The sequence below is a fragment of the Paenibacillus sp. sg306046 genome, from assembly GCF_059821225.1.
In genome coordinates this window covers 270,238-294,632 of sequence record NZ_JCAMRT010000001.1, presented here as the reverse complement: position 1 = coordinate 294,632, position 24,395 = coordinate 270,238, and the positions used below count along the sequence as shown (strand labels likewise).

Genomic DNA, 24,395 nt, shown 5'->3' with positions numbered 1-24,395 from the left:
GTCGGCGCATAGGGACTAGGACTTGGTTGCGCCGGACCGTCTGCAGGCGGACATAGCAAAACCAGGGATGGACTCATCCCTGGCCGCAGTCAGCACGATCTTACAGATTATGCCAAGTGTTATCTGGCTTGAGGCATACGCGTTGAACGGGATTTGTGCCGTCCACCGTTGCGATTTTGATGCAGCTCGACAAGCCGGTTTCGAAGTGGATCTGCTCATGCTGCATCACAGCAGGCTTTACATACGTTTTAGTTTTCAACGTCCTTCACCTCCTAATCCGTGTTCTCTATCATGGGATACGATATGTATCCGATTGGATTATATACGTTTTGTATCGAGACGTCTAGTGGCTTAGCAAATAAATTGCTTTTCACCGAGAGGCTAGTGTTGAACAGCAAATGGTTCGGCTAGACAGGGGGAAGCTTGTATTAATTTATTCAATTTTACGAATTTTCGTGACAAAGTTTACAAAAAAAGTGGTTGACAAGATACATATTGTATCATAGAGTAAGGGTATGAGCACTGATACATAGTGTATCTTTCAACACGGAGGATCGTATGGAACCCAAAGAACTCATGCGAGTACTTAAAAAACGGTTATGGATCATCATGCTTGTCGTGATCATCGCTACGCTGACGACGGCTATGTACAACAAGACCAATTACCAGCCCATTTACCAAGCGTCGACAAAAGTTATTGTCAATAAAACCGTCGAATTGGAGCAGCTTGGCAGCGAACAGATGGACTTGGGATCAATGGCCTACAGCATTCGCCTCATTGATACGTACAAGGAAATCATTCGCACCCCGGCCATTTTGGAAAAGGTGATGCAGCGTTACCCGGATCTGAAGCTGACGCCCGGCGAGCTGAGCCAGATTATTAACGTCCAGTCGATCAACAACACCCAGGTCATGACGATCAGCGTCAGAGATTTCTCTTATGAGCGCGCTATGCAGATCGCCAACGCGGTTACCGCCGTCTTTCAGACCGAAATCCCGAAAATCATGAAGGTTAATAATATTGAAATTTTGCATAATGCGGAGATGAACGACCGGCCGGTTCCGATCAATCAGCAGTCGAACCTGTACGTGTTTATCAGCGCCTTCGTGGCATTGGTGTTTGCTCTCGGGATTGTTCTGCTGCTGGAGTTTCTTGACGATACGCTCAAGACGGAGCAGGACGTTGCGAGCGTCATGGGGCTTGAGCTGCTCGCTTCAGTGCCGGTCATGCGGAACCAGCGGGGAGCGCAGAAGCAAGTGAAGTCGCGCCATCAAGGAGGAGAAGCCGCCTATGCCACGGTTGAAAACTAATGAATCGCTCTCTCGCGGGCTGTCAGAGGCTTATGTGGAGCTGCGGGTCAATATTGATTTCAAATCGACCGCCGAGCGGGCGATTCAAACGGTCGCCGTGACGTCGGCCGAGCGGAAGGCAGGGCGTACGACAACAGCCGTCAATCTGGCGGCCGCTTATGCCCGCTCAGGCAAAAAAACGCTGCTTATCGATGCGGATGTCCGGCAGCCGGGCGTTCACGCCTTCTATGGCGACCCGAATACGAAGGGCTTGACGAATGTCCTGAGCCAGACGAGCGAGCTGGAGGAGTCGCTGCGCGCTTCCGGGCTGAGTAACTTATCGCTGCTGTATGCCGGCACCGAGGCTGCCCGCGCTTCCGACCTGCTGTCGTCGTCCGGGATGGATGCGCTGCTGGCAAGGCTGAGGCAGCAGTTCGATATGGTGGTCGTCGATACGCCGCCGGTGATCGGTCATATTGACGCCAAAATTGTGAGCGCCAAATGCGATGGGGTTGTGTTTGTCGTGGAGCAAGGCAAGGTCAAGCGGAATGTGGCCAAGCGGTCCAGGGAAGAGCTGGATCGGGTAAAGGCCAATGTGCTGGGCGTGCTGATGAACAAGGATAGAAGCATTAAAGCCTAGTTGAACCCTATACATCCAATCCTGCTGCGGCAGGGACAGGTAATGTCTACTGTACCTTTATCATTGTAGACACTCGGCCATGCTGTGGGTGGGAACACCTTAGACACTCGTTGTCAGGGGTGTGGCGTGAGGGGGGGTTCGATGCCCCATTTTATACGATTAAAATGTAGTTTTGAGCAAAGCTCAAGCAGCAAGTTGTACGGGTCAGCTTGGAAACTCTACTTATGCCGTTTTGCCGGAGCTTGAAAAACAGCGAGAGAATGAAGACGGTATAGTTAGTTTTTCCAGTAAAAGACTCTCATGAAGTGGAGGAATAAATTGATGAAAAAAGTTAGAAAAGCAATCATCCCTGCAGCGGGGCTCGGGACCCGGTTCCTTCCGGCTACAAAGGCAATGCCGAAGGAAATGCTTCCTATTATCGACAAGCCTACCATTCAATATATTGTCGAAGAAGCGGTTGCGTCGGGAATCGAAGACATTATTATCGTGACCGGCAAAGGAAAGCGGGCGATCGAGGATCATTTCGACCATGCCTTCGAGCTGGAAAGCAATCTGGCCGAGAAGGGCAAGCTCAAGCTGCTGGAGGAAGTGCAGCGGTCGGCGCGCGTTGATATTCATTACATCCGGCAAAAGGAGCCGAAAGGTCTCGGCCACGCGGTTTGGTGCGCCCGGCGGTTTATCGGCGATGAGCCGTTTGCCGTGCTGCTCGGCGACGACATTGTCATGAGCGACAAGGAGCCGTGCCTCAAGCAATTGATTGACCAATACAACGAGACCGGCTCGTCGGTGATTGGCGTACAGCCTGTGTCCGATCAGGAGACGCAGCGCTACGGCATTATCGACCCGATCAGCAAGGCGGGCGAGCTGTACGAGGTGAAGGCGTTCGTCGAAAAGCCGCCGCTTGGCAAGGCGCCGTCGAACCTGGCGATTATGGGCCGATACGTGCTGACGCCGGATATTTTCCCGTTCCTTGATCTGCAGCTGGAGGGCGCAGGCGGCGAAATTCAATTGACCGATGCGATTCAGAAGCTGAATGAGGCGCAGCGCGTCTTCGCTTATCACTTTGACGGCAAGCGGTACGATGTCGGCGAGAAGCTCGGCTTTATTTTGACAACGCTGGAGTTCGCAATGCGCAACCCTGAGCTGCGCGCCCCGCTGCTGCGGGCGATGGGACAAATGGTTGAAGAAAGCAGCTGGCCGCAGGCAATCGGTTAGAGGAGGACCATAGACGATGTCGGACACCAATAAAGCGGACGCATTAAGCGCGCGACATTATTATAAGGAAAGCAGCGTGCAGGCAAACGCCGAGCCGCGGAAAACGTATTTGTGGGCGAAACGGACCATGGATATGTTCGGCTCATTGGCCGGATTGCTGCTGCTGCTGCCGGTGTTTGCCGTCATCACGATCGTTATCAAGCTTGAGGACCCGAAGGGGACCGTTTTTTTCCGGCAAATGCGGATTGGCAAGGATGGCAAGCCGTTTGCGATGTACAAGTTCCGGTCGATGGTCTGGAACGCGGAGGAACTGCTGAAGGATTTACTGGCGCGGAATGAAGTTCAGGGCGCGATGTTCAAAATGAAGGACGACCCGCGGATTACGAAGGTTGGCAAGGTGCTGCGGGTCACGAGCCTCGATGAGCTGCCCCAGCTGTGGAACGTGCTCAAGGGCGAGATGAGCCTCGTAGGACCGCGTCCTCCGCTGCAGCGCGAGGTGGACCAATATACCGGCTACGACAAGCAGCGTCTGCTTGTCGTTCCCGGCTGCACCGGGCTGTGGCAGGTAAGCGGCCGCAACGGGCTGTCCTTCGAGCAGATGGTGGAGCTGGATTTATATTATATTCGTCACCGCAGCGTCTGGCTTGACGTGAAGCTGATTTTGCGGACGGTTTGGATTATGCTGTTTCCGAAAAATTCGTACTGATCATTCAACTAACCAAGTGGGGTAAGGAGAAGTTAATCATGAACGTTACCGTCATTGGAACGGGCTACGTCGGACTGACGACCGGCATCTCGCTGGCCTTCCTCGGTCATCAGGTCGTCTGCGTCGATATTGATGAACAGAAGATCGAAGGGCTGAAGGACGGACGGATGCCGATCTATGAGCCTGGTCTGGAGCAGCTGCTGCAGCAGTCCGGGGAGCGGATCAGCTTCACCACGTCCTATGACGAAGCTGTATCGGAGGCGGAGGTGCTGATCTTTGCGGTCGGCACGCCGGCGAATGAGGACGGCTCGCCTAACTTGACTTATTTGCTTGGAGCGGCTGACGAGGTGCTTGGTCATCTGATCGGCAAGCCGTCGCCGACTGTGCTTGTTAACAAAAGCACGGTTCCGGTCGGTACGGCCGACAGCATTGCGGACAAGATTCGGTTATTTGGCCTTCAGGATCGGGTAAGCATCGCCTCGAATCCGGAGTTTTTGCGCCAAGGGCGCGCCGTATCCGATACGCTGTACCCGGAGCGCGTCGTGGTTGGCGGCGATGCGGCGGCGATCGGCGCGCTGCGCCGGATGTACGAGGCGCTGCTGGAGCAAAGCTTTGCAGCGCCGGCGTTTGCGCCCCGGCCGCAAGCCTTGGCGGCGGTGCCGTTTATGGCGGTCGATTTGCGCAGCGCGGAGCTGGCCAAATACGCGGCAAATGCGTTTCTGGCGATGAAAATCAGCTTCATCAATGAAATCGCCAACGTCTGCGACGCTGTCGGCGCGGATGTGCGGCGGGTAGCCGAGGTGATCGGCGCAGACGAGCGGATCGGCCGGGCGTTTTTGCACGCCGGCATCGGCTATGGCGGAAGCTGCTTTCCCAAGGACACGCGGGCGCTGCATCATATTGCCGATACGAACGGCTATGATTTCAAGCTGCTGGCGGCGGTGATCGAGGTTAATCATGCGCAGAAGTTCAAGCTGATCGAGAAAGCGCGCGCCAGCCTGGGAACGCTGGACGGCAAGCAAATTGCCGTGCTTGGTCTGACCTTCAAGCCCGGCACCGATGATATCCGCGAGGCGCCGAGCTTGCCGATTATTCAGGAGCTGCTTCGGGAAGGCGCGGCGGTGCGGGTGCATGACCCGATTGCGCTGCCCAAGTCGGCCCGCTTTTTGCCGGTCGGAGTCCGGTCGTGCGAGCGGGTGCAGGAGGCGCTGGAGGGCGCCGATGCGGCACTGCTTGTTACGGAATGGCCGGAGTATGCCGAGATCGGCGCGGAGCAGGTGAAGGCGTGGATGGCCCGCCCGCTGTGGATCGACGGGCGCAACGCATGCGCCGAGGCGTACGGGCAGGAGCTGGACTATGAGGGCGTGGGCATCCGGGGCGGAGCAAGCCGGCAGCCGGCGCACGTTCATCCGTAAGGTGGAGAGATGACGATGAAAATTATGGCGATCAGCCATCCCTGCGTGACCGATGTAAACCAGCAGTTTTATGCCGAGCTGGAAGCGCTGGGCCATACGGTTCAATTGATTGTACCGGCGAACTTCCGTACGACGTATTCGGCGGACGCGGTCCAGGTTGCCAGATGGCCCGAGTTTACCGGCGCCATCGAGCAGCGCAAGGTCGGCTTGTCCCGCAGCATTCCGCTCCATTTCTATCAATCGAATTTGCGTCCGGCGATTGCGGCGTTCCGGCCGGACGTGCTGTTCGTGGAAGAGGAGCCTTATTCGGCCAGCGCCTGGCAGGCGTTTTACGCTTCACGGAACATGCCGATGAAGCGGGTCGTTTATTCCGCGCAAAATATATGGAAGTCGTACCCGCTGCCCTTCCGCTGGATGGAGCAGTATGTGCTGGCGCGGACGGACCTTGCGGCAGTCGTCAGCCAGGATGTCGGCGTAGTGCTTGGGAAAAAGCAATACAAGGGCGCGCTGCTGCCGTTCCCGCTGGGCGTGGACACGAGCCAGTTCCGGCTGCTGCCGGAGGAGCGGGCGCGGCTCAGACGGGAGCTGGGCGCAGAGAACCGGTTTGTTGTCGGCTTTGTGGGCCGGTTTGTCGAAGAGAAGGGCATCCGCTACTTGCTCGAAGCCGCCCGGATGCTGGCGGACCAGCCGGTCTGCTTCCTGTTTATCGGCAAGGGCGAGCTGCATGAGGAAATCCGCAGTGTGCAGGCCCGCTGCCCCGACCATATCCGTATCCTCGATAACGTGAAGCATAACGAGGTTCACCGTTGGATGAATACGATGGATGTGCTGGCGCTGCCTTCGCTGACCATGCCGAACTGGAAGGAGCAGTTCGGGCGGGTCATCGTGGAGGCGATGGCTTGCGGCGTGCCTGTGATCGGCAGCGACAGCGGAGAAATTCCGGTGCTGCTGCGCGATACGGAAGGCGGCTGGATCGTGCCGGAGCGGAATGCGTGGGAGCTTGCGGGCCTGATCGGCACGCTGCTGCGCCATCCGGCTGAGCGCGACCGCCGGGCGGAGATCGGTCTGGCGGCGGTCAGCCGCCGTTACAGCAAGCGCGGTCTGGCTTATGCCTTCGAGCAGGCGCTGCTGCCCGGCTCAACCGATGCGCTCACAGGGAGGGCGGCACGATGACCGGAGTCGCAGACAAAGGAAGGAATACAAGCGCCCCAAGGAAAAAAATCGTGGTCGTCGCTCATGACGTGGGCGGCGGCGGCGGTATGGAGCGGCATTTGGAAGAGGTCATCCATCGGCTCAAGCGGGATGCCGACGTCACGGTTGTCGCCGCTTCGATGAAGCTGGCTGATCCGGCCGGCGTCCGGTTTATTAAAATCCCCGTCATGGCAAAGCCCGTGCCGCTCAAGATGATTGTGTTCGCTATAATGGCTTCGCTGCGCCTGCTCGCGCTCCGGCGCGACGTGCTGCATACGACCGGAGCGATTGTGGCGAACCGGGCGGACGTCTCGACGGTTCATTTCTGTCATGCCGGATATGTGCAGGCGACCGGCAATACCCGCTCGAAGCTGAACAAGTCGCCGCTGCGCCGCTGGAACAGCGCGCTGGCCTCGGCGATTGCGCTCGGCATGGAGCGGCTTATTTACCGGCCGGGCAGGACGCGGCAGCTTGTCGCGGTATCCGGACGCGTCCGGCAGGAGCTGCTGGCTGCATTTCCTTATGCGGACCATGAGGTTCAGGTCGTGCCGAACGGCGTAGACACCGCCTGCTTCCGGCCGAGACCCGAAGCGGAGAAGCACGCGCTGCGGGTGAAGCACGGCTTGCCGGAGCAGGGGAGGTTTCTGCTGTTTATGGGCGGCGACTGGCCGCTCAAGGGGCTTGACTTTGTCATTGACGCCTTCAATCGGCTGGCGGAGCAGCATCCGGACCTGCATCTGCTCGTCGTCGGCAAGGGCGACCCGGATGCCTATCGGCCGAAGGTGGCGGAAGCGGCTCGTGCTCGCGTCATATTCGCCGGCAAACGTCCGAATCCGGAGGAATGGTTCGGATTAAGCGACCTGTTTGTATTCCCGTCCAGCTACGAGACGTTTTCACTGGTCGTTCACGAAGCGGCGGCCACCGGGCTGGTTGTGCTGTCGACCCGGGTGGGCGGCGTCGAGGATTTGATTGAGGACAGGGTCAACGGCTACTGGATTGAACGCGACGGAGCGCATATCGCCGATCGGCTGCGCCAGGTGCTGGCCGATCCGGCCCGCCGGGCGTCGCTGGGAGAGGAAGCGCGCAGACGGGTGTCGGCGCTTACCTGGGACCATACGTACAGGCTGATGGCGGACATTTACCGCGAACCGAATGAACAACGATACGGAAGTAGGGGCTACGACATTGAGCGTACTCATTCATAGATTTCAGGAGCAGCCCGCGGTTCGCTGGGCGCTTGCTTTGCTGCTGGCTGTCGGAGGCGGCTACCTGCTCGGCGCCTGGTCGCTGGAGCCGGGCAAAATCCGGCTGCTGATGTTTATGGGGCTGCTGCTGCTGGCGCTCCCGCTGTCGTTTCGCGATCCGCGCATTCTGATGTTCGGCCTGCTGATGTACTTGCCGTTTCTCGGCTTTTTTCGCCGGATGCTCATTCCGGTTTCCGGCTGGAGCTCGTATGATCCGCTCGTTATTTTCGCGCCGGTCATGGTTTTGATGATGGGCTTTCTCTGGATGTATAAGACGTACATCGGGCGGCAAGGCATCGCGAAGTCTGACGATACGCTTCTATTCAAGCTGGTCCGCTGGATGATTATCATCGACCTGCTGCAGGTCGTGAACCCGCTGCAGGGCAGCATATTAACCGGCTTCGGCGGCATCATGTTTTATGTCGTGCCGCTGTTCTGGATGGTGCTTAGCCGATTGTATATGACCGAGGCGTGGCTCAAGCGGATTTATGGCGCGGTGTGCTTTATTGCAGTTATCAGCAGTTTATACGGTCTGAAGCAGATCAACTACGGCTTCGCCCGCTTCGAGGAAATCTGGATCGACATCGCCGGTTATGCGGCGCTGATCGTCGGGGACGGCTCGCGGGCGTTTTCGTTTTTCACCAATGCGGCGGAGTATACGACATTTCTGGTCGTGTCGATCATCATTTTCTGGGTGTATTTGCTGCGGGGGACGCCGGTTCAGCGGTTGTGCGCCGTGTTATGCCTGCCGCTGCTGATGTATTGCGTGTTTATGCAGTCCAGCCGCACGCCGGTCATTTTGACAAGCCTGGCGCTGGCTGTCGTGACCATTGTGCATGCCCGGACGATTGCCGGGCGGTCGCTGGCGCTGCTTCTTATGGCGGCGATGCTGACAGCCGCATTTCTGGGCATCAGCCGGATCGAAAGCAGCAATGAGCTGATTGCGCACCAGGTCAACGGGCTGGCGAACCCGCTGGATGAGGAGCATTCCACGGCAGGCATCCATTGGGCGATGTTTGTGAATGGCATGATCAAGGGCATCGTCAATCCGATCGGACATGGGCTTGGCTCCACGACATTGGCCGGGGCCAAAATGTCCAGTACCGGCGACAGCTCCGAAATTGATCTAAGCAATATGATGATTTCGACGGGCGTTGTCGGCGGGCTTGTGTACGGCCTTATTTTGCTGGAGACGCTGCGTCGCGCGTTCCAGTACGGGCATCGGCAGACGTCGGTGCTTATTGTGCTCGGGATGCTTGTTGCGACGATCGGAGCATGGTCCAACGGGGGAAATTATTCGGTATGCGCGCTGATTTGGCTAAGCATCGGTTTTTTGGATAGATGGACGCTTACTCAGGGAGGAAATCGTCAACCATGAGAAAAAAACGACGGAAACAATCGTCGCTGGCCCGTCACGGCTTGACCGCAGCGCTTGCTGTCGGCGTCAGCTTCACCGTGATCAGCGGCTGCGCGAATGTATGGAGCACCGACGGTACGCAGCCGGCAGCTGCCGAGCAGCAGTCGGCCAAGGCGGTAAAGGTGGCCAAGCTGCAGAAGATCAAGCTTGGCGAGCCGCCGGAGCTGATCGCGGATATGATGTCTTCGGTTCAGCTGGAGCTGTTTGCCAAAGCGCAGGGGGAAGTTGTCGAGGTGCTGAAGCAGCGGGGCGATCAGGTCCAGGAGGGCGATGTGATCGCCCGGCTGTATGCCAAGGATGCCGAGCATGAGCGGACAAGAGCGGCGCTGAATGTGCAACATGCAAACGAAGCGATCAGTGCGGCGAAGAAGGAGCGCGAAATTGCGCGTGCCGGTTTGCAAAATTCGATTCTTAAGGCCGAGCAAGGGCTGACCGACCTGACGCGGAATACGAACAAGCTAAAAAACGATTATGACGCCGGGCGCATTACGAAGACGCCGGTGCAGGAAGCCGAGGTCAGGCTGAAAAACGCGCAGCTTGACCTGGAGCTGTTGAAGCGCCAGCTGCAGACGTTAAACAACCAGGACAATTTGACTGCGCTGACGATGCAGCTCAAGGATGCGCAGCTGGCTGTGGAGAAGCTGGCGTCTGCGGCGGAAAATTACGTGATCAAGGCGACGATCTCGGGTGTGCTGACCGAGCAGACGCTGGAGAAAGGCATGATCGCCGACGGAAGCAAACGGATTGCGGTCATTCAGAAGATGAACCCGGTGAAAATTAAAGCGTTTGTTCCCGAGGCTTATATGAAGCCGGTGCGCGAACGGACGGAGATGACGTTCCATATTCCCGGAACGACGGAGAAGGTGCAGGGCAAGGTAACCTACCTGTCGCCGGTTATGGATACGCAGGCCAAGGGCTACGAGCTGAATCTGGAGGCCCCGAATGAAGCGCTCAAGCTGATGCCGGGCACCCGAACAAGAGTGCAGCTATTGGATGAGCGGCAGCAGACTGCGCTGGCTGTGCCGGTGACGAGCATCGTGAGAAAAGCGGACGATACCTTTGTATTTGTATTAACCGGCGATACGGTCGAGCGGCGTAGAGTCGAGCTGGGCCGGGTCAGCCAGGATGAGCTGCATCAGGAAGTGCTGGTCGGCGTCAAGGAAGGCGAACAGCTCGTCATTTCCGGACAAAACCATCTGAACGACAAGGACCAGGTGCAGCTGACACCGTAACCATCCTTGCTCTAGACCAACGATAAAGCGAGGTAACGAACTGTGAAAAAGCTTTGGAAGCGCCGGCTGACGGTCTGGATGTTGTCTGCCGCCTTATGTGTTCCGACTGCGACAGCGGCGTGGGCCGCGGAGACAGCCGCTCCGGCTGCCGTGTCTGCCGCCGTTTCTTATCAGCTGACGGATGCGATCCATGCGGAAATCAAAAGCGTGCTGAATGAAAATGCGGGCAGCGAAACCCGGATCGGGGCTGTCGTGCGGCTGCATAATACGTCCGACCGGACGCGGCGTGTGCCGGATTATGAGCTGCGGATGAAAACGGCGGACGGCACGACGTATACGCTTCGTCCAAGCGCGGCCAATACGACTTCCATCCAGTCGCAGGAGAAGGTGGAGCTGAGCTATCTGATCGTGATCGAACGCAGCGACCATCTGGAGCTGTCTGCGCTGGATTGGATCGAAATTGATGAATTTGAATACCCGCAAAAAGAAAAGACCGTATTAAGCATTCCGATCGACGGCTTGCAGTGGAAAGGGGAGGGCTCGGCTGTCCCGGCCAGCGCGCTTGTGCGTTCGTGGAACGAAGCGTTCACGCTGCCTGTATTTTCGTCGTCGCTCACGTTTACGCCGGTCAGCCTCTTCTATCAGAACCAGCCGGAAGGCCCTGTTGCTTTCATCACGCTGCTGGTCGAAAACAAAGGGACGAAAAAAGAAGCCATTCCCCAGCTGAAAATCGACGGTCAGGCGGACGCCAAAGGGTTCAAGGGCCAAAAGCCGGTCATACCTGCAGGCACGCTGGAAGCAGGCGCCAAGCAATACATGTACTTCGCCATCCCCGTTGACAACGGGGTGCAGCTGAACCGTCTCGTTGTGCTTTCACCGGAAAGCTTCGTTTACCCCGACAAGACGAGTCTGGACTACTCGATCGGGCGGATGGTCATCGACCTGCAGGAAGCCGAGGGGCAGAAGCATGAGCTCCAGAAGCTGCAAATGTACCATCCGGGAGCGGTCATTTCCTTTGATCCGCTGAACAGGCTTGTGCGCCAAGGCATCGACGTCTCGCTGGCCGAGCTGCATCTGCATGGCGCGGAAGGCGAAGGCTACCAGACCGTTGTTGCGAAGTTCAAGCTGCGCAACAGGCTGGACAGCCCGGTGGCGCTCCCTGACTTTCAGGCGGAGCTGCGTACGCCGGACGGCTACAGCTATCTCGGTACACGCCAGGCGACCGTGGATTCGAACTTGATTTCCAATCTTGGCTATATCGTCAGCTATTCCTTCAACGTGCCCAGCACGGAAACGGGCGAAAGCCTGGTGATGAATCTGCTCGACGGCAAGACGGCGGCCCCGTATTATGTGCCGATCGCATCGTTCCAGACGCGGGTGCAAGAGACGGCAAGCGGCGATCTGATGCGTTTTTATCCGTTTAATGTGAAGCTCTCGGACTGGTTTGTCGCGCCGTTGTATAACGCTGGCTCCTACAGCTACAGGATGACGATGACGCTGGACATCAGCCGGGAGGACAATATCGTCGTGAATCAGAACTTCTCCAAGATGAAGGTGGAGCTGCAGGATCAGCTGGGCCGCACTATTGGGTCGGAGACGCTGTCGTTCACCGGCATGAACCGTCTCGTCAGCGCCAAGCAGATGTTCACCTTCAGCAATTTATATACCGATCAGATCGAAAGTCCGCTCATCGTGAACATTTATGAAACGATTGACACCCCGCTTGGCGAAGCGAAACGGCTCGTGAAAACATTAAAGCAAAGGTAGGCACGCATGAAGCGCTTATTCCTCTCCAGTCTTTCCATTAATGTGCTGGTCATCCTGATCAATCTGATCACTGGCATTATCAGCGCCCGCTACCTCGGTCCGGAAGGACGCGGGGAGCTTGCGACCGCCACCCGCTGGAGCATGCTGCTGACGATGCTGTTTACGCTCGGCCTGCCGGGGGCGGTCATTTTTCTCGGTAAAAAAAATCCGGACAGGCAGCGTGAGCTGTTCGGGGTGTACCTGGTGCTGGGCGTCAGCATGGGGCTGATCGCGCTGGTTGTCGGCGAAACGTTCCTGCCGATGCTGCTGGCGGGCCATGCCGAGCATGTAGTTGTCTTTGCGCAAATTGCGATGCTGGCGGTTCCGTTCGGGCTGCTGGCCGACGGGCTGATCGGCACGCTGCAGACGCTGAACATGTTTCGGCGCGTACTGCTGCTGCGGGTTTTAAATCCGATCGGCGTGCTGCTCGTCATTGCCGGACTGTTGCTGTTTGACGCTTACACCGTCCGCAACTTTATTATCGGCAGCCTGAGCTGGTCATGCCTGCTGTTTCTGCTGACCTTCACCTGGGTCACGACGAGCGTTCGGCCGAAAATAACGCGGGTATGGCAGACAGGGCGGGAGCTGTTCAACAAAGGGCTGCAAATTTACTCCGTCGGACTGGTGTCGGCGTTCGGCGGCAATCTGGATCAGCTTATTATTTCCTTGTTTCTGACGACCTACATGCTCGGCTTGTATACGGTATCGTCAAGCATCGCGTCCATGCTGCCGTCGGTCATTACGGGGGCGCTGGGCACCTTTTTGTTTCCGAAGCTGATGGACCTGGCGCTTGATCGTCGGCAGAAGCAGGTGGAGCGCATGCACGGCACCTTGTTTTATGCGACCTTGCTGATGGCCGGAGCGGCGGCTTGCGTCATTCCGTTTGCGATTCCGCTGGTATACGGCGCCGAGTTTGCGGATTCCGTGCTGATGGGGCAGGTGCTGCTGATCTGTACGCCGATAAATATCGCTTATTCGGTGCTGACGAATTATGTCTCGACCGAGGGCAAATTTCATTTCGTCTCTTTGTCCGAGGTGCTTGGTCTTGCTTGCGGAGTCGGCATGACGCTGCTGCTCGTCCAGCCGCTGCAGGGCGTGGGGGCGGCGCTGGGGGTCGTTACGATGGCCTTGGCCAAATGGAGCTTTATGCTGGTCCGGTGCACGAAGATGGGGCTGTCGCCCGGCAAGCTGTTTTACCTGTATCCGGATTCGTTCCGGGCTTTGTTCCAGACAGTGCTGCAAGGCGGACGGCGTTTCGGGCGCAAGCCCGCTGCTCCGGCGATGGGCGTAGCGGCCGAATCAGAGGGAAAGGGGTAGCCGAGTGAAAAAAGTGCTGGTGTTGACGAAATACGTGCATCCGGTCCGCAACGGGCTGTCCGATCATACCGTGTTTGTCGAAAAGCTGCTGCGCGGAGGAAGCTACACCGTCTCGGTCATCGGCGAGCGTCCTGACGGCGGCGCACGCCCGCACGACGCCGGGCTGGCCGCTGAGGAAGCGGCGGCAGGGGCGGCTTCTGTCCATCTGTATCGCGGCTACCGGGAGCTGTTTCGCGTTGTAGCCCGCGTCTGCCGGACAGAACGGCCGGATGTGGTGCTGTTTCAGTATGTGCCCCATATGTGGGGCAAGGCCGGGGTTGCGCCGATCGCATCGCTGCTGCCGCTATGGATGGGGCTGTGCTTCCGTGTGCCGGTTATCGTGTATTTGCATGAGCTGTTTGTGGATTGGGGCGTTCGGCCCAAATCGTTTGTGCTCGCTTGTTGCCATCGGCTGCAGCTGCTGACGATCGGCTTGAGCAGCCGTTCTCTCATTATTACGAATGATAAGCGGGAACGGCTCCTGAAGCGCGGTCTTTGGAGCACCAAGGTTCACCGGATACCGGCTGGCAATGTGAGCGGGCGCAAGGCTGACCATCTGCGCACGCCGCAATACCCGTACCCGTATATGACGTGGTTCGGAACGGTTTCGGCGCTGCAGCGGCTGGATCAGCTGGTGCTCGCCTTCGCGGAGCTGGCGGCGCAGCAGCCGGAGCTGCGGCTTGTGCTGATCGGCGGCTTCGATCCGAAGTCGGCCCGCATGCAGGCGCTGCGCGAGCTGGCAGCCGCCCATGGGGTTGAGGAGCGGCTTGTGATCCGCGGCTTCGTCGATGATGACGAGCTGAGCGATACGCTGCATGGCAGTATAGCTAATGTGTACGTGGAGGCTAGCGGCCCGTCGGGCCGGCGGGGAATCATCGCGGCTTACTTGCGCAGCGGCCGGCCGATTATCGCGATCGACGGCTCGGAGACCGACCATGATTTCCGCGACCTGGACAACATTTTCCTGGTGCCGGATCTCGATCAGGCGGCGTTGGCTGACGCGATGCGGCGCGTGTACGCCGACAGCGGGCTGCGCCGCCGTCTGGAGCAGGGCGCGCGGAAGCTGTTCCGCGCCGCTTATTCGGACGGGGCTATTTTACGCAAGCTGACGCAGGTGATTGAAGGCGCGACAACTAAACGGATCAGAGAAGGAGCAGGGTGAACCGTGAGCAACGTATGGCTGGGCTGCAGTGCGGGACTGGGCAGAGGCGGATTGGGAGGGCATCTTGATTTTGTGTACCGGGCGGCGCGGGCCGGCGGGGTGCTTCCGCATGTGTACTGCCGGGAAGCGCCGGCAGAGGAAGGCTTTACTTCGATCCCTGCGCCTGTCTGGCAGCGTTACGTATCCTACACGCCGCTGCGCTGGAAGCCGTCGGCCCATGTTTATATGGGCGGCGTGCAGTTTGACCGGAAGGTGGCGGCCGTGCTTCCGCGTACTTCGGCGGTATACCACTCCTTTCCGGCGTTCGCCGAGGAAAGCTTCCGGCGTATCCGGGGCTATGGCGGCACGACGGTGCTGGAGGCGGCGACGACGCATGTGCATGAGCTGTATGCCTCTACGATGCAGGAGCACCGGACCTTTCGGATGGGGGGCGAGCCGTTCTCCAGAGCTTGGGTGAAGAGGGTGCTGCGGGAATATGAGCTGGCCGACTACATCACGGTCGCTTCCCGGCTGCAATGGGACAGCTTCGTACAGCATGGCGTGCCGGAGCGCAAGCTGCTGCTTGCTCCGTTGGGCGTCGATACGGCCCGATTCACACCGGCTGCCGATCAGCCGAGCATGCGGACGCGGGAGAAGGGCGAGCCGTTTCGCATCATTGCTGTCGGTCAGGTATCGCTGCTCAAGGGATTCCCGTATTTGCTGGAGGCGGCGCTGGCGCTGCGTGATCCCGAGCTTGAAATTACGCTGTTCGGCGGTGTCGGATGGCGTGCGATTCGCGAGCTGCTGGATGCGTACAGCCGGCGCGGTCTGACGATCAGGCTCGGCGTCGGCGATCCGCTCCCGGCATTGCGCCGCTCGCATCTGTGCGTCCATGCTTCCGTGTCAGACGGCTTCGGGTTGGCCCCGGTGGAGGCGATGGCTGCCGGCTTGCCGGTTGTGGTGACGGATGGCACTGGGATGAAGGATCTGGTGATCGACGGCCGCAACGGTTATGTGGTGTCGCGCCGGGAGCCGGAGCGGCTTGCTGCGAAGCTGGCTGAACTGAAGGCGGATGACCGGCTGCGCATCACGATGGGGGCGGCGGCCCGCAGTACAGCGCTGGACTATGACGCAGCCCGCCGGGCGGCCGGATATGCGGAGCTGCTGGCCCCGGTCTGGGGAAGTCCGGGTATGTCCAAAACTTCTTAAAGGAGTGGAGCGAATGGCGATTGTATCCGTCTTGCTGCCTACCTATAACCGCGCGGGATATTTGCGGCTGGCGATTGACAGCGTGCTGGCGCAGACGCATGACGATTTCGAGCTGCTGGTGCTGGACGATGCGAGTGCGGATTATACGGCCAAGCTGGTTGAAAGCTACAGCGATCCGCGGATCGTCTATTACCGTCATCCCGCCCGGCTTGGCATGGCGAGCAACTGGAACTTCGGCGTCGAGCGCAGCCGGGGACGGTACATCGCGTTCCTCCATGACGATGACGCGTGGGAGCCTGAATTTTTACGTACAACGGTGCGGATGCTGGAGCTGGAGCCGTCGGCGTCGCTGGCGTTTACCGACCACTGGCTGATGGACCGGGAAGGACAGCTGCTGCTTGGCGAAACGCAAGCCAATACGCGCAGATGGGGGCGGGAAACGCTGCAGCCGGGCCTGCATCGGCCTTTTGTTTCGCTTGCGCTGGTGTCCAGGCCGATCCATATCTGCTCGATGATATTCCGGCGCCGTGCGCTGCCATCCTTGCAGCCGGGGCTGGACAGCGGAAGCGTCATTGACTACTGGATGGTCGTGCAGCTCGCGCGTAGCGGCCAAGGCGCTTGTTATTCGCCGCAGCGGCTGAGCCGCTATCGGCAGCATCCCGATTCGGAGACGGCAACCGGACGGCTGCGGACATGTCGGGGTTATATCTGGCTGTTTCGGCAGCTGCTGGAGGAACCGTTATTTGCGTCCTATCGGCCTTATCTGGAGCGGAAGCTGACGAACAGCTACATCAGTTATGGCGCTGCGCTGCTGGAGGCGGAGCGCGGCAAGGAAGCGAGGAAGCCGCTCGCCTGCGCCTATTCGCGGGAGCGGACGAACTGGAGAGCGGCCGGCGGGCTGCTGCTCACGTATTTGCCGGACGCCGCCTTCCGGCTGTGCCGGCGCTTCAAGCAAAACCGGATGGAGGTTTCGTAATGCGTATTGCTCATTATTGCTTCGGTTATTTCCGTGAGGGAGGCATCCAGACGTACGTCCGGACGATTTCCCAGGCTCAGGCGGAGCAGGGGCACGAGCTGTTTCTGTTTGATTATTTGACCCCGGAGATGCCCCGCAAGCCGTATGGGGAAACGCACGGGACGTACCACGGGTTTACAGCCCCCGGCGAGCTGGCCGCGCTATGCTGCAAGCTGGGGATTGAAGTGCTGCATCTGCACGATTATTTCCCTGTATCGCTGCGGAACGTGCAGGAGGCGGGGACGTTCGTCATCCGCACGATCCATAATCATGGCTTGCATTGTCCAAGCGGCACCAAGTTTTTCAAGAATGGCGAGCAGGTGTGCGAGCGCGGCTTCAGCTATATGGGCTGCTTGTGGGGCCATCTGGTAAACCGCTGCGGCAGTCGGAGGCCGCACAAGATTTTGGAGAACTTTCACAGTCTGCTTACGGAGCAACAGGTAATGGAGCATGTGCCGATTATCGCGGTCAGCGACTATTTGCGCGGTCAGGTGATTGACGCCGGATTTTCGCCGGAGATGGTGCAGACGTTGCATCTGCCGATGCAAGCCCGGACCGCGGCGCAGCCGCCGCAAGCGCAGCCGCTGGCGGCTGCGCCGCGCTTCGTATTTCTCGGGCGGATTACGCCGCTCAAGGGCCTGGAATGGCTGATCCGCGCGCTGGCGCTGACGGACGAGCGCGTGCAGTTGGATGTCGCCGGCGAAGGCTACGATCTGCCGCGGCTTCGGGAGCTGGCCGCATCGCTCGGGCTGGCGCAGCGGATTCGCTTCCATGGCTGGCTCGGAAGCGACGAAGCGAGGCAGCTCATTCAGGGGAGCCGGGCTGTTGTGGCTCCGTCGCTCTGGCCGGAGCCGGCGGGGTTCACGCCATTAGAAGCCATGGCGCAAAGCCGGGCCGTGATCGCGAGCCGGATTGGCGGCTTGCAGGAATCTGTCCAGCACGGGCACAACGGCCTGCTGGTCGAGGTGAATCACATGCCGGAGCTGGCCGCCGCCCTGCAAGCATTGGCCGATGATGCGGCGCTGGCCGCGTCGATGGGTCAGAACGGGTATGAGCTGGTTCATACGCGGCATGCGCTGGAGCAGCATGTCCGGCGGCTGATCGGCATGTATGAAGAACATACAGTCCGCAGAACGGGCAGGAGCGTGAATCATGGGAAGGGAGCTTAGCAGCCGGTTAAGCCGTTTAACCGTAATCGATCAGCAATCGAAGGCGGCGTATTACTTGCATGCGTTGCGCTGGTTTTCGGCCTTCTACGTCATGATTTACCATCTGCGGCCGGTATTGTTTCAAAGTTATGGAATGCTGGAGCGCGACCAGCCGCTGGTGAAAATGCTGTATGCGGCTACGAGCATCGGCAATGAATTTGTGATGCTGTTTTTTGTGCTGAGCGGTTACTTGATTGCATGCAGCGTGCTGAAATCGGTCGCTGCGGGCATGTGGAGCTGGAAGCCGTATTTGCTTAACCGCGTGACCCGGCTATGGATAGTGCTGATCTCGGCGCTGCTGCTAACGTACGGGTGGGCCGAGCTGCAATACTTGCTGTTTCCCCAATTCGGTCGCTTCGACGGTACGTTGGGTTGGGTCGAATTTGTTGGAAACCTGCTTTTTCTCCAAGGGCTGCTTGTCCATAATTACGGCGGCAATACGCCATTGTGGAGCTTGAGCTACGAGTTCTGGTATTACATGCTGTTTCCATGCCTGGTGCTGGCCGTCACATCCAGACCGTGGTGGAAGCGAGTCGCGTACGGCGCTGCCGCAGTAGTACTGGCCGCGCTGCTGGGCAAGTCGATTTTGTTATATTTCTTCGTCTGGCTGCTGGGCGCGGCGCTTGTGCTGCTTCCCGCGCCGCGTTTGTCCGAGCGGCTGCTTGTCAAGCTCGTAATGCCTGCGCTGATCGCGCTTGTCGTCGTGCTGCTCGTTGCGGGGAAAAAGGCGGCCACGACATACGCCCATTCGGAGCTGCTCGTGTTCGGGTCGGCCTGGATCGTCTCGCTGGGCTTCGCCGCGCTCATCTATACGCTGCTGCACGGCTTCCGCGCACGGCCGACAGACCGGGAGCTGCGGCGCGGGCTCGCTTGGCATGCGACGCTGGCGGGCTTCTCTTACACGCTGTATGTGTCCCATTACCCGATTATCAATTTCCTGCGGGTATGGCTGGGCGACGGCAAGTGGGGGGTCTGGAGCCCGGATTTGCCGCATCTGCTGCTTGCGCTTGCAATCGCTGCGGCCATCTGCCTGTACGCCTGGCTGCTGTCGCTGGTCACGGAGGCGAAGACGGCCGAGGTGCGCGATTGGCTTCACAGGCTGTCAGGCAGGCGGATCGGACAATCGCATGAGGGCTACGGCGCGGCAGGGCGGAACAGGTGAAGCTGGAGGAAAAGCGAAGCGTTGGTTTGCGAAAGGGGAAAGGTTGAGGAGCCATGCATATATTAGCGACGGGAATGGGCTGGATCGAGCATACGCCTGGCGGATTAAACCGCTATTTTGCCGATTATTTGCAAGCGATGAAGGCTTACGGTCATCAGGTCAAGGGGCTGATGACCGCAAGCGGAGAGCCGACGACGGCTCCCGGGTATATGGAGGATGTGGTGCGCAGACCGGCCCGCACAGGCACCTGGTCCAGATCGCGCGCCTTCCGGCAGGCGTTTTCGGCTGAGCTGCGGGAATGGAGACCGGATGTGTACAACCCGCACTTTGCGCTGTACGCCTCGCTGATTACACGGAAGCTGGTGCCGGACGGGGTGCCGATCGTCACCCATTTTCACGGGCCGTGGGCGCAGGAGGGCAAGGTTGAGGACCGCAGCCAGCGGCTGGCCCAGCAGTTCCGCTACCAGCTGAAAAAAAATGTCGAGCTGCTGTCGTACCGCCGCTCGGATCACTTCATCGTGCTAAGCCGTTATTTCCGCGATATTTTGGCTCATGATTACGGGCTGGACGAGCGCCGCATCCATGTTATTCCGGGCGCGGCCGATACAGGCCGGTTCCATCCGGCAGCCGATCGCGCACTGGTGCGCGCGCAGCTTGGGCTGCAGCCTGGACAGCCTGTACTGTTTTGCGCCCGCCGTCTTGTGCCGCGGATGGGGATTGACCATCTAATCCGCGCGATGGCGCGCGTGAAGCGGGAAGCGCCGGCGGCGGTGCTGGTGATCGCCGGCAGCGGCGCGATGAGCAAGCAGCTGGAGCAGCTGGCCGGAGAGCTGGGGCTGGCGGACACCGTCCGTTTCCTCGGACGTGTGTCCAACGAAGAGCTCGTCCGCTGGAACCAGGCGGCTGATCTCAGCCTGGTGCCGACGCTGACGCTGGAAGGCTTCGGCTTGGTGACGGTCGAAGCGATGGCATGCGGGACGCCGGTCATCGGCACGCCGTACGGCGGCACGAAGGAAATTTTGCAAGGGCTGTCCGGGGAGCTGCTGTTCGCGGACAACACGCCGGAGGCGATGGCCGAGAAGCTGTGCGCGGTGCTGTCCGGGCGTACGGTGCTGCCGTCGCGTGAGCAGTGCCTTGCTTACGTGCAGCGGCATTACACCTGGGACCGGGTCGCCGCCGCCGTGACAGATGTGTTCGAGCAGGCCAGGCAACAGGCCAGGCCTAACCGGAAGGAGCCAGCGATTCGATGAACATCGCCTTTTATAACCATACAAGCGTCGTTAGCGGCGCGGAAATCAGCCTGCTGCTGACGGCGGCGCATTTGCCCCAGGCGCGGGCTATTTTGTTTGCGCCGGCAGGCGAACTGACTGACCGTGCTGAGTCGATGGGCATCCAGGTGGTGCGTATTCCCGGATACCGCGCGCGGATGTCCTACAATCCGCTGCGCCTGCTCATGGATGCAGCCGGTATGCTGTGGGCCGGGCATGCGTTCGCCCGGGCGGTCAAGACGCACGGGATCGACCTTGTTCACGCCAATTCGCTGCGCGCCGGGATTATGGCTGCGTTATTCACCTGGCTGCATCGCAAGCCGCTCGTCTGGCATGTCAGAGATAATCCGCCGAAGGGGCTGTTCGGGAAGGCGATTGAGCTGGCCGCCCGCCGGACTGCCGATGCGCTCATCTGCATCTCGGAGGCGGTGCGCCAAGGCTTCGACGGGCGCAAGCTGGACGACCGCCTGCATTTGATCCATAACGGCGTGGCGCTCCGGGAATTCGACGAGGTGACGAAGAAGGGTCACCGTCAGCGTATTCGCCGCGAGCTAGGTACGCCGCACGATGCGCCGGTGATGGTCATTATCGGCCAGATTGCGCCGTGGAAGCGTCAGGAGGACGCGATTCATGCGCTGAATCATTTACGGCTGAGCGGCCACCAGGTTCAGCTCTGGATCGTCGGCGAAGCGAAGTTTCGTCAGGAAAACAAAGATTACGAGGAGTATTTGCGCAAGCTGGCGGCCGAATACAAGCTGGAGCCGTACATTCGCTTTACGGGCTTCCGGGATGATGTGATGGAGCTGTGCGCCGCCGCCGATCTGCTGCTGCTGTGCTCCGACCAGGAGCCGTTCGGCCGCGTGCTGATCGAGGCGATGTCACAGTCGATCCCGGTTATCGGCACAGCCGCCGGCGGCGTACCGGAAATCGTCGTCCACGACGCATGCGGCTTGCTGTATCCGGTCGGCGATGTCAAGACGTTGACGCTGCATGCCAACAAGCTGCTGCAGTCGCCCGCCTTGCGCCTGGCGATGGGCCGCCGTGCGGCTGTGCGCGTCCGCGAGACGTTTATGATCCAGGATACGTCCCGCAAGGTCGAGGCCGTCTATGAACAAGTGATGTCAGGCTCCCGGGGCCAGGCCGCGCAGGCGGCCGGTTATCGGCTGGAGACGGGTGACGGGAAGGAGTTTTCGCGATGAAGCCGCTCAAGGTGGCGATCGTACACGATTATTTGAATCAGATGGGCGGAGCCGAGCGGGTCGTCGCGGTGTTCCACAAGATGTTTCCCGACGCTCCGATCTACACAACGATTGTTGACAGGTCCGCACTGCTGACCGAGCTGCAGACTGCCGATATCCGCACCACCTGGATGCAGCGAATTCCCGGCGTGCTGCGGCGGTTCAAGCAGTTTTTTTGGCTGTATCCGCTTGCGGTCCGTTCGATCGACCTGCGGGAGTATGATCTTGTGCTCAGCTCCAGCAGCGCCTATGCCAAGGGCGTCCCGATTGCCGGGCATACGGTACATATTTGCTATTGCCATACGCCGATGCGGTTTGCGTGGGATTTCTCCGCTTATATGGAAGGCATGCAGGTGCCGGCTCCGGTCAAATGGCTGGCGAGCCAGACGGTGAAGCTGCTGAGGCGCTGGGATATTCGTTCCACCCGAAGCGCGCATCATCTGATCGCCAACTCCACCGTTGTCCAGCAGCGCATCCAGTCCTACTACGGCCGCCATTCGGTCAAAATTTTTCCGCCGGTCGATGTGGAGCGCTACGAGCTGAATCCGCAGCCGTCAGGCGACTATTTCCTCGTTGTTTCGCGGCTTGTCTCTTACAAAAAAATAGATCTCGCCGTCCAGGCGTGCACCCGGCTCGGCAAACGGCTTGTCGTCGTTGGAGGCGGCCCGGATTTGGAGCGGCTGCGTGCGCTGGCGGGCGATTGCGTGCAGTTCACCGGGCGACTGCCGGATGAAGAGGTTGTCCGTTATATGCGGAACTGCCGGGCGTTTTTGTTCCCGGGGCTGGAGGATTTCGGCATTACGCCGCTGGAGGCCAACGCTTGCGGCCGTCCGGTCATCGCCTACCAGGGCGGCGGGGCGCTGGATACGGTCATTCCGGGCGTAAACGGCTGCTACTTCGCCGAGCAGACGGTCGATTCGCTGGCGGCGGCGCTGGAGAGCTTCGAACGCATGAGCTGGAGCCCGCAGCGCATCAGACTGCATGCCGAGCAATTTGGCGAGCAGCGCTTCCGGGCTGAGCTGATGAGCTTGGTGGAGCGGCATATGCGAACGGCGCCCGATGTGTGCAACGATGTGGCCGTGTCCAAATCCTGAGCCGGCTTGGGGCCTGCCGTTGGCGGGCGGAGCTGTATTCGATATTGAATAATGAGAGCGGAGCGTGACGATTCGATGAAACTGATTTTATTATCCGGCGGTTCAGGCAAGCGGCTGTGGCCATTATCCAATGACTCCCGATCCAAGCAATTTCTCAAGGTCTTGAAAAATGACGAGCAGCAGCTGGAGTCGATGGTACAGCGGGTATGGCGGCAGCTTGGGCGCGAAGGACTTGTTCGCGATGCGTACATCGCCTCCGGCAAATCGCAGCTGGATATGATCCAGAGCCAGGTCGGCAGCGAAGCGCCGGTTATTATTGAGCCGGAGCGCCGCGACACCTTCCCTGCGATCGCGCTTGCGGCGACCTACCTGTATTCGATGGCCGGCGTCAGCTTGAACGAGGTTGTAGCCGTGCTGCCGGTTGATCCGTTTGTCGAGGACCGCTTTTTCGCCAAGGTGAAGGAGCTGGAGCAGGTCCTTGAGACGTCCGGCGCGGACTTGGCGCTGATGGGCGTCAAGCCGACTTACCCGTCGGAGAAATACGGCTATATCGTGCCTGTGGCCGGAGCGGACAGCGGATATGCGCCGGTTAGCCATTTTACCGAAAAACCCTGCGAACAACAGGCGAAGGAGCTGATCGCTCAGCAGGCGCTATGGAATTGCGGGGTTTTTGCGTTCCGCCTGAGCTACGTCATCCAACTGCTGATGAAGCAGGGGCTGCCGATTCAGTATGAGGAAATGCTCAAGCAATACGGCAAGCTGAACAAGATCAGCTTCGACTATGAAGTGGTGGAGAAGGCGGAGCGGCTCGTCGTGCTGCCATATGACGGGTATTGGAAGGATTTGGGCACGTGGAATACACTAACCGAAGAAATTGGAACCGGAATTATCGGCAGCGGTATGGTTAGTCCGGACTCGCATAATACGCATCTGATCAATGAGCTGGACATTCCCGTTGCCGTGCTGGGGCTGTCCAATGTCATTGTGTCGACAAGCCCGGATGGCATTCTGGTGGCGGAGAAGGAAGCCAGTCCGCGGGTGAAGGACTTGATTCAGGCGCTTGAACAGCGGCCGATGTACGAGGAACGCCGTTGGGGCTCTTACCGGGTGCTGGACTACAAGAAGCAGGCGGACGGCAGCGAGGTGCTGACGAAGCGGATTTTTGTAGCGGCCGGTCAAAACCTGAGCTACCAGATGCATTACAAGCGCAGCGAGGTATGGACGGTGATCGCCGGACAGGGCGAGGTGGTGGTGAACGGGTCGTTTGTGCCGGTGCAGGCGGGCGATGTGCTGAAAATTCCGCATGAAACGAAACACAGCATTCGCGCCATTACCGATCTCGAAGTGATTGAGGTGCAGCGCGGGACCGAGCTGGTGGAAGAGGATATTATCCGGCTTTGCATGTCGTGGGAGGAAATTCGCGGCTATTGCGCCGTGGTCGGCTAGTACGGCGTTGCTCGGCTCTGCCCTTGTCGTTTGCCAGGCAGCAGCCTGCCCGTCCGGCGGACGCGGCGCATACAATAAAGCCCCCGAGCAGGTCGGGGGCAT

21 protein-coding genes are annotated in these 24,395 nt (G+C 59.3%); 20 read left to right on the top strand and 1 reads right to left on the bottom strand.

Going from position 1 to position 24,395, the window contains the following annotated elements; genetic code table 11:
• Positions 1 to 100: 100 nt before the first annotated feature.
• Positions 101 to 259: a hypothetical protein gene (locus AC6ROY_RS01280; protein ID WP_500098145.1), complete on the bottom strand. Its 159-nt coding sequence runs from the start codon at positions 257 to 259 to the stop codon at positions 101 to 103.
• Between the two features lie 299 nt (positions 260 to 558).
• On the opposite strand from AC6ROY_RS01280, the gene AC6ROY_RS01275 reads away from it, so the two are divergent.
• From AC6ROY_RS01275 to AC6ROY_RS01180, 20 genes are all read left to right on the top strand, one after another.
• Complete coding sequence (locus AC6ROY_RS01275; RefSeq protein ID WP_500098144.1) at positions 559 to 1,311, top strand: YveK family protein; 753 nt, start codon at positions 559 to 561, stop codon at positions 1,309 to 1,311.
• Entirely contained in the window at positions 1,292 to 1,930 is a 639-nt protein-coding gene (locus tag AC6ROY_RS01270) for a CpsD/CapB family tyrosine-protein kinase (RefSeq protein ID WP_500098143.1), read from the top strand. The genes AC6ROY_RS01275 and AC6ROY_RS01270 overlap by 20 nt, the downstream gene beginning before the upstream one ends.
• Before the next feature lie 321 nt (positions 1,931 to 2,251).
• Complete coding sequence (gene galU / locus AC6ROY_RS01265) at positions 2,252 to 3,145, top strand: UTP--glucose-1-phosphate uridylyltransferase GalU (protein WP_500098142.1); 894 nt, start codon at positions 2,252 to 2,254, stop codon at positions 3,143 to 3,145.
• Positions 3,146 to 3,161: 16 nt separating this feature from the next.
• Positions 3,162 to 3,851: a sugar transferase gene (locus tag AC6ROY_RS01260; protein ID WP_500098141.1), complete on the top strand. Its 690-nt coding sequence runs from the start codon at positions 3,162 to 3,164 to the stop codon at positions 3,849 to 3,851.
• Positions 3,852 to 3,889: 38 nt separating this feature from the next.
• Positions 3,890 to 5,266, top strand: a complete 1,377-nt coding sequence (locus tag AC6ROY_RS01255) for a UDP-glucose dehydrogenase family protein (RefSeq protein ID WP_500098140.1) — start codon at positions 3,890 to 3,892, stop codon at positions 5,264 to 5,266.
• 15 nt (positions 5,267 to 5,281) lie between these two features.
• Positions 5,282 to 6,439: a glycosyltransferase gene (locus tag AC6ROY_RS01250; protein WP_500098139.1), complete on the top strand. Its 1,158-nt coding sequence runs from the start codon at positions 5,282 to 5,284 to the stop codon at positions 6,437 to 6,439.
• Positions 6,436 to 7,662: a glycosyltransferase family 4 protein gene (locus AC6ROY_RS01245; RefSeq protein ID WP_500098138.1), complete on the top strand. Its 1,227-nt coding sequence runs from the start codon at positions 6,436 to 6,438 to the stop codon at positions 7,660 to 7,662. Before AC6ROY_RS01250 ends, AC6ROY_RS01245 begins: the two co-directional genes overlap by 4 nt.
• A complete protein-coding gene (locus tag AC6ROY_RS01240) occupies positions 7,643 to 9,079 on the top strand; it encodes a hypothetical protein (RefSeq protein ID WP_500098137.1) in 1,437 nt (478 codons plus the stop codon). Before AC6ROY_RS01245 ends, AC6ROY_RS01240 begins: the two co-directional genes overlap by 20 nt.
• Positions 9,076 to 10,350 (top strand): efflux RND transporter periplasmic adaptor subunit, encoded by a 1,275-nt coding sequence (locus AC6ROY_RS01235; protein ID WP_500098136.1) that lies wholly within the window; start codon positions 9,076 to 9,078, stop codon positions 10,348 to 10,350. Before AC6ROY_RS01240 ends, AC6ROY_RS01235 begins: the two co-directional genes overlap by 4 nt.
• 42 nt (positions 10,351 to 10,392) lie before the next feature.
• Entirely contained in the window at positions 10,393 to 12,117 is a 1,725-nt protein-coding gene (locus AC6ROY_RS01230) for a hypothetical protein (protein ID WP_500098135.1), read from the top strand.
• Positions 12,118 to 12,123: 6 nt separating this feature from the next.
• Positions 12,124 to 13,473, top strand: coding sequence for an oligosaccharide flippase family protein (locus AC6ROY_RS01225; RefSeq protein WP_500098134.1), 1,350 nt, complete (start codon positions 12,124 to 12,126; stop codon positions 13,471 to 13,473).
• A gap of 4 nt (positions 13,474 to 13,477) precedes the next feature.
• Positions 13,478 to 14,674 carry a glycosyltransferase gene (locus AC6ROY_RS01220; RefSeq protein WP_500098133.1) on the top strand — a complete coding sequence of 399 codons (1,197 nt, stop codon included), beginning with the start codon at positions 13,478 to 13,480 and terminating at the stop codon, positions 14,672 to 14,674.
• A gap of 3 nt (positions 14,675 to 14,677) precedes the next feature.
• Entirely contained in the window at positions 14,678 to 15,862 is a 1,185-nt protein-coding gene (locus AC6ROY_RS01215) for a glycosyltransferase family 4 protein (protein ID WP_500098132.1), read from the top strand.
• Positions 15,863 to 15,875: 13 nt separating this feature from the next.
• Complete coding sequence (locus AC6ROY_RS01210) at positions 15,876 to 16,838, top strand: glycosyltransferase family 2 protein (protein WP_500098131.1); 963 nt, start codon at positions 15,876 to 15,878, stop codon at positions 16,836 to 16,838.
• Positions 16,838 to 18,046, top strand: coding sequence for a glycosyltransferase family 4 protein (locus AC6ROY_RS01205; RefSeq protein ID WP_500098130.1), 1,209 nt, complete (start codon positions 16,838 to 16,840; stop codon positions 18,044 to 18,046). The genes AC6ROY_RS01210 and AC6ROY_RS01205 overlap by 1 nt, the downstream gene beginning before the upstream one ends.
• Entirely contained in the window at positions 18,030 to 19,247 is a 1,218-nt protein-coding gene (locus AC6ROY_RS01200) for an acyltransferase family protein (RefSeq protein WP_500098129.1), read from the top strand. Before AC6ROY_RS01205 ends, AC6ROY_RS01200 begins: the two co-directional genes overlap by 17 nt.
• A 53-nt stretch (positions 19,248 to 19,300) precedes the next feature.
• On the top strand, positions 19,301 to 20,497 hold the full coding sequence (locus AC6ROY_RS01195) for a glycosyltransferase family 4 protein (RefSeq protein ID WP_500098128.1): 1,197 nt from the start codon (positions 19,301 to 19,303) through the stop codon (positions 20,495 to 20,497).
• Entirely contained in the window at positions 20,494 to 21,714 is a 1,221-nt protein-coding gene (locus AC6ROY_RS01190; protein ID WP_500098127.1) for a glycosyltransferase family 4 protein, read from the top strand. The genes AC6ROY_RS01195 and AC6ROY_RS01190 overlap by 4 nt, the downstream gene beginning before the upstream one ends.
• Positions 21,711 to 22,847, top strand: a complete 1,137-nt coding sequence (locus tag AC6ROY_RS01185; protein WP_500098126.1) for a glycosyltransferase — start codon at positions 21,711 to 21,713, stop codon at positions 22,845 to 22,847. Before AC6ROY_RS01190 ends, AC6ROY_RS01185 begins: the two co-directional genes overlap by 4 nt.
• Positions 22,848 to 22,922: 75 nt before the next feature.
• Positions 22,923 to 24,293: a sugar phosphate nucleotidyltransferase gene (locus AC6ROY_RS01180; protein ID WP_500098125.1), complete on the top strand. Its 1,371-nt coding sequence runs from the start codon at positions 22,923 to 22,925 to the stop codon at positions 24,291 to 24,293.
• Positions 24,294 to 24,395 lie beyond the last annotated feature (102 nt).

What these genes read in the sequence shown, in the direction of transcription:
- AC6ROY_RS01225 (WP_500098134.1), top strand. Translation starts at nt 12,124, where the DNA reads ATGAAGCGCTTATTCCTCTCCAGTCTTTCCATTAATGTGCTGGTCATC.
- AC6ROY_RS01210 (WP_500098131.1), top strand. Translation starts at nt 15,876, where the DNA reads ATGGCGATTGTATCCGTCTTGCTGCCTACCTATAACCGCGCGGGATAT.
- AC6ROY_RS01270 (WP_500098143.1), top strand. Translation starts at nt 1,292, where the DNA reads ATGCCACGGTTGAAAACTAATGAATCGCTCTCTCGCGGGCTGTCAGAG.
- AC6ROY_RS01255 (WP_500098140.1), top strand. Translation starts at nt 3,890, where the DNA reads ATGAACGTTACCGTCATTGGAACGGGCTACGTCGGACTGACGACCGGC.
- AC6ROY_RS01245 (WP_500098138.1), top strand. Translation starts at nt 6,436, where the DNA reads ATGACCGGAGTCGCAGACAAAGGAAGGAATACAAGCGCCCCAAGGAAA.
- AC6ROY_RS01190 (WP_500098127.1), top strand. Translation starts at nt 20,494, where the DNA reads ATGAACATCGCCTTTTATAACCATACAAGCGTCGTTAGCGGCGCGGAA.
- galU (WP_500098142.1), top strand. Translation starts at nt 2,252, where the DNA reads ATGAAAAAAGTTAGAAAAGCAATCATCCCTGCAGCGGGGCTCGGGACC.
- AC6ROY_RS01275 (WP_500098144.1), top strand. Translation starts at nt 559, where the DNA reads ATGGAACCCAAAGAACTCATGCGAGTACTTAAAAAACGGTTATGGATC.
- AC6ROY_RS01185 (WP_500098126.1), top strand. Translation starts at nt 21,711, where the DNA reads ATGAAGCCGCTCAAGGTGGCGATCGTACACGATTATTTGAATCAGATG.
- AC6ROY_RS01250 (WP_500098139.1), top strand. Translation starts at nt 5,282, where the DNA reads ATGAAAATTATGGCGATCAGCCATCCCTGCGTGACCGATGTAAACCAG.
- AC6ROY_RS01205 (WP_500098130.1), top strand. Translation starts at nt 16,838, where the DNA reads ATGCGTATTGCTCATTATTGCTTCGGTTATTTCCGTGAGGGAGGCATC.
- AC6ROY_RS01200 (WP_500098129.1), top strand. Translation starts at nt 18,030, where the DNA reads ATGGGAAGGGAGCTTAGCAGCCGGTTAAGCCGTTTAACCGTAATCGAT.
- AC6ROY_RS01180 (WP_500098125.1), top strand. Translation starts at nt 22,923, where the DNA reads ATGAAACTGATTTTATTATCCGGCGGTTCAGGCAAGCGGCTGTGGCCA.
- AC6ROY_RS01260 (WP_500098141.1), top strand. Translation starts at nt 3,162, where the DNA reads ATGTCGGACACCAATAAAGCGGACGCATTAAGCGCGCGACATTATTAT.
- AC6ROY_RS01235 (WP_500098136.1), top strand. Translation starts at nt 9,076, where the DNA reads ATGAGAAAAAAACGACGGAAACAATCGTCGCTGGCCCGTCACGGCTTG.
- AC6ROY_RS01195 (WP_500098128.1), top strand. Translation starts at nt 19,301, where the DNA reads ATGCATATATTAGCGACGGGAATGGGCTGGATCGAGCATACGCCTGGC.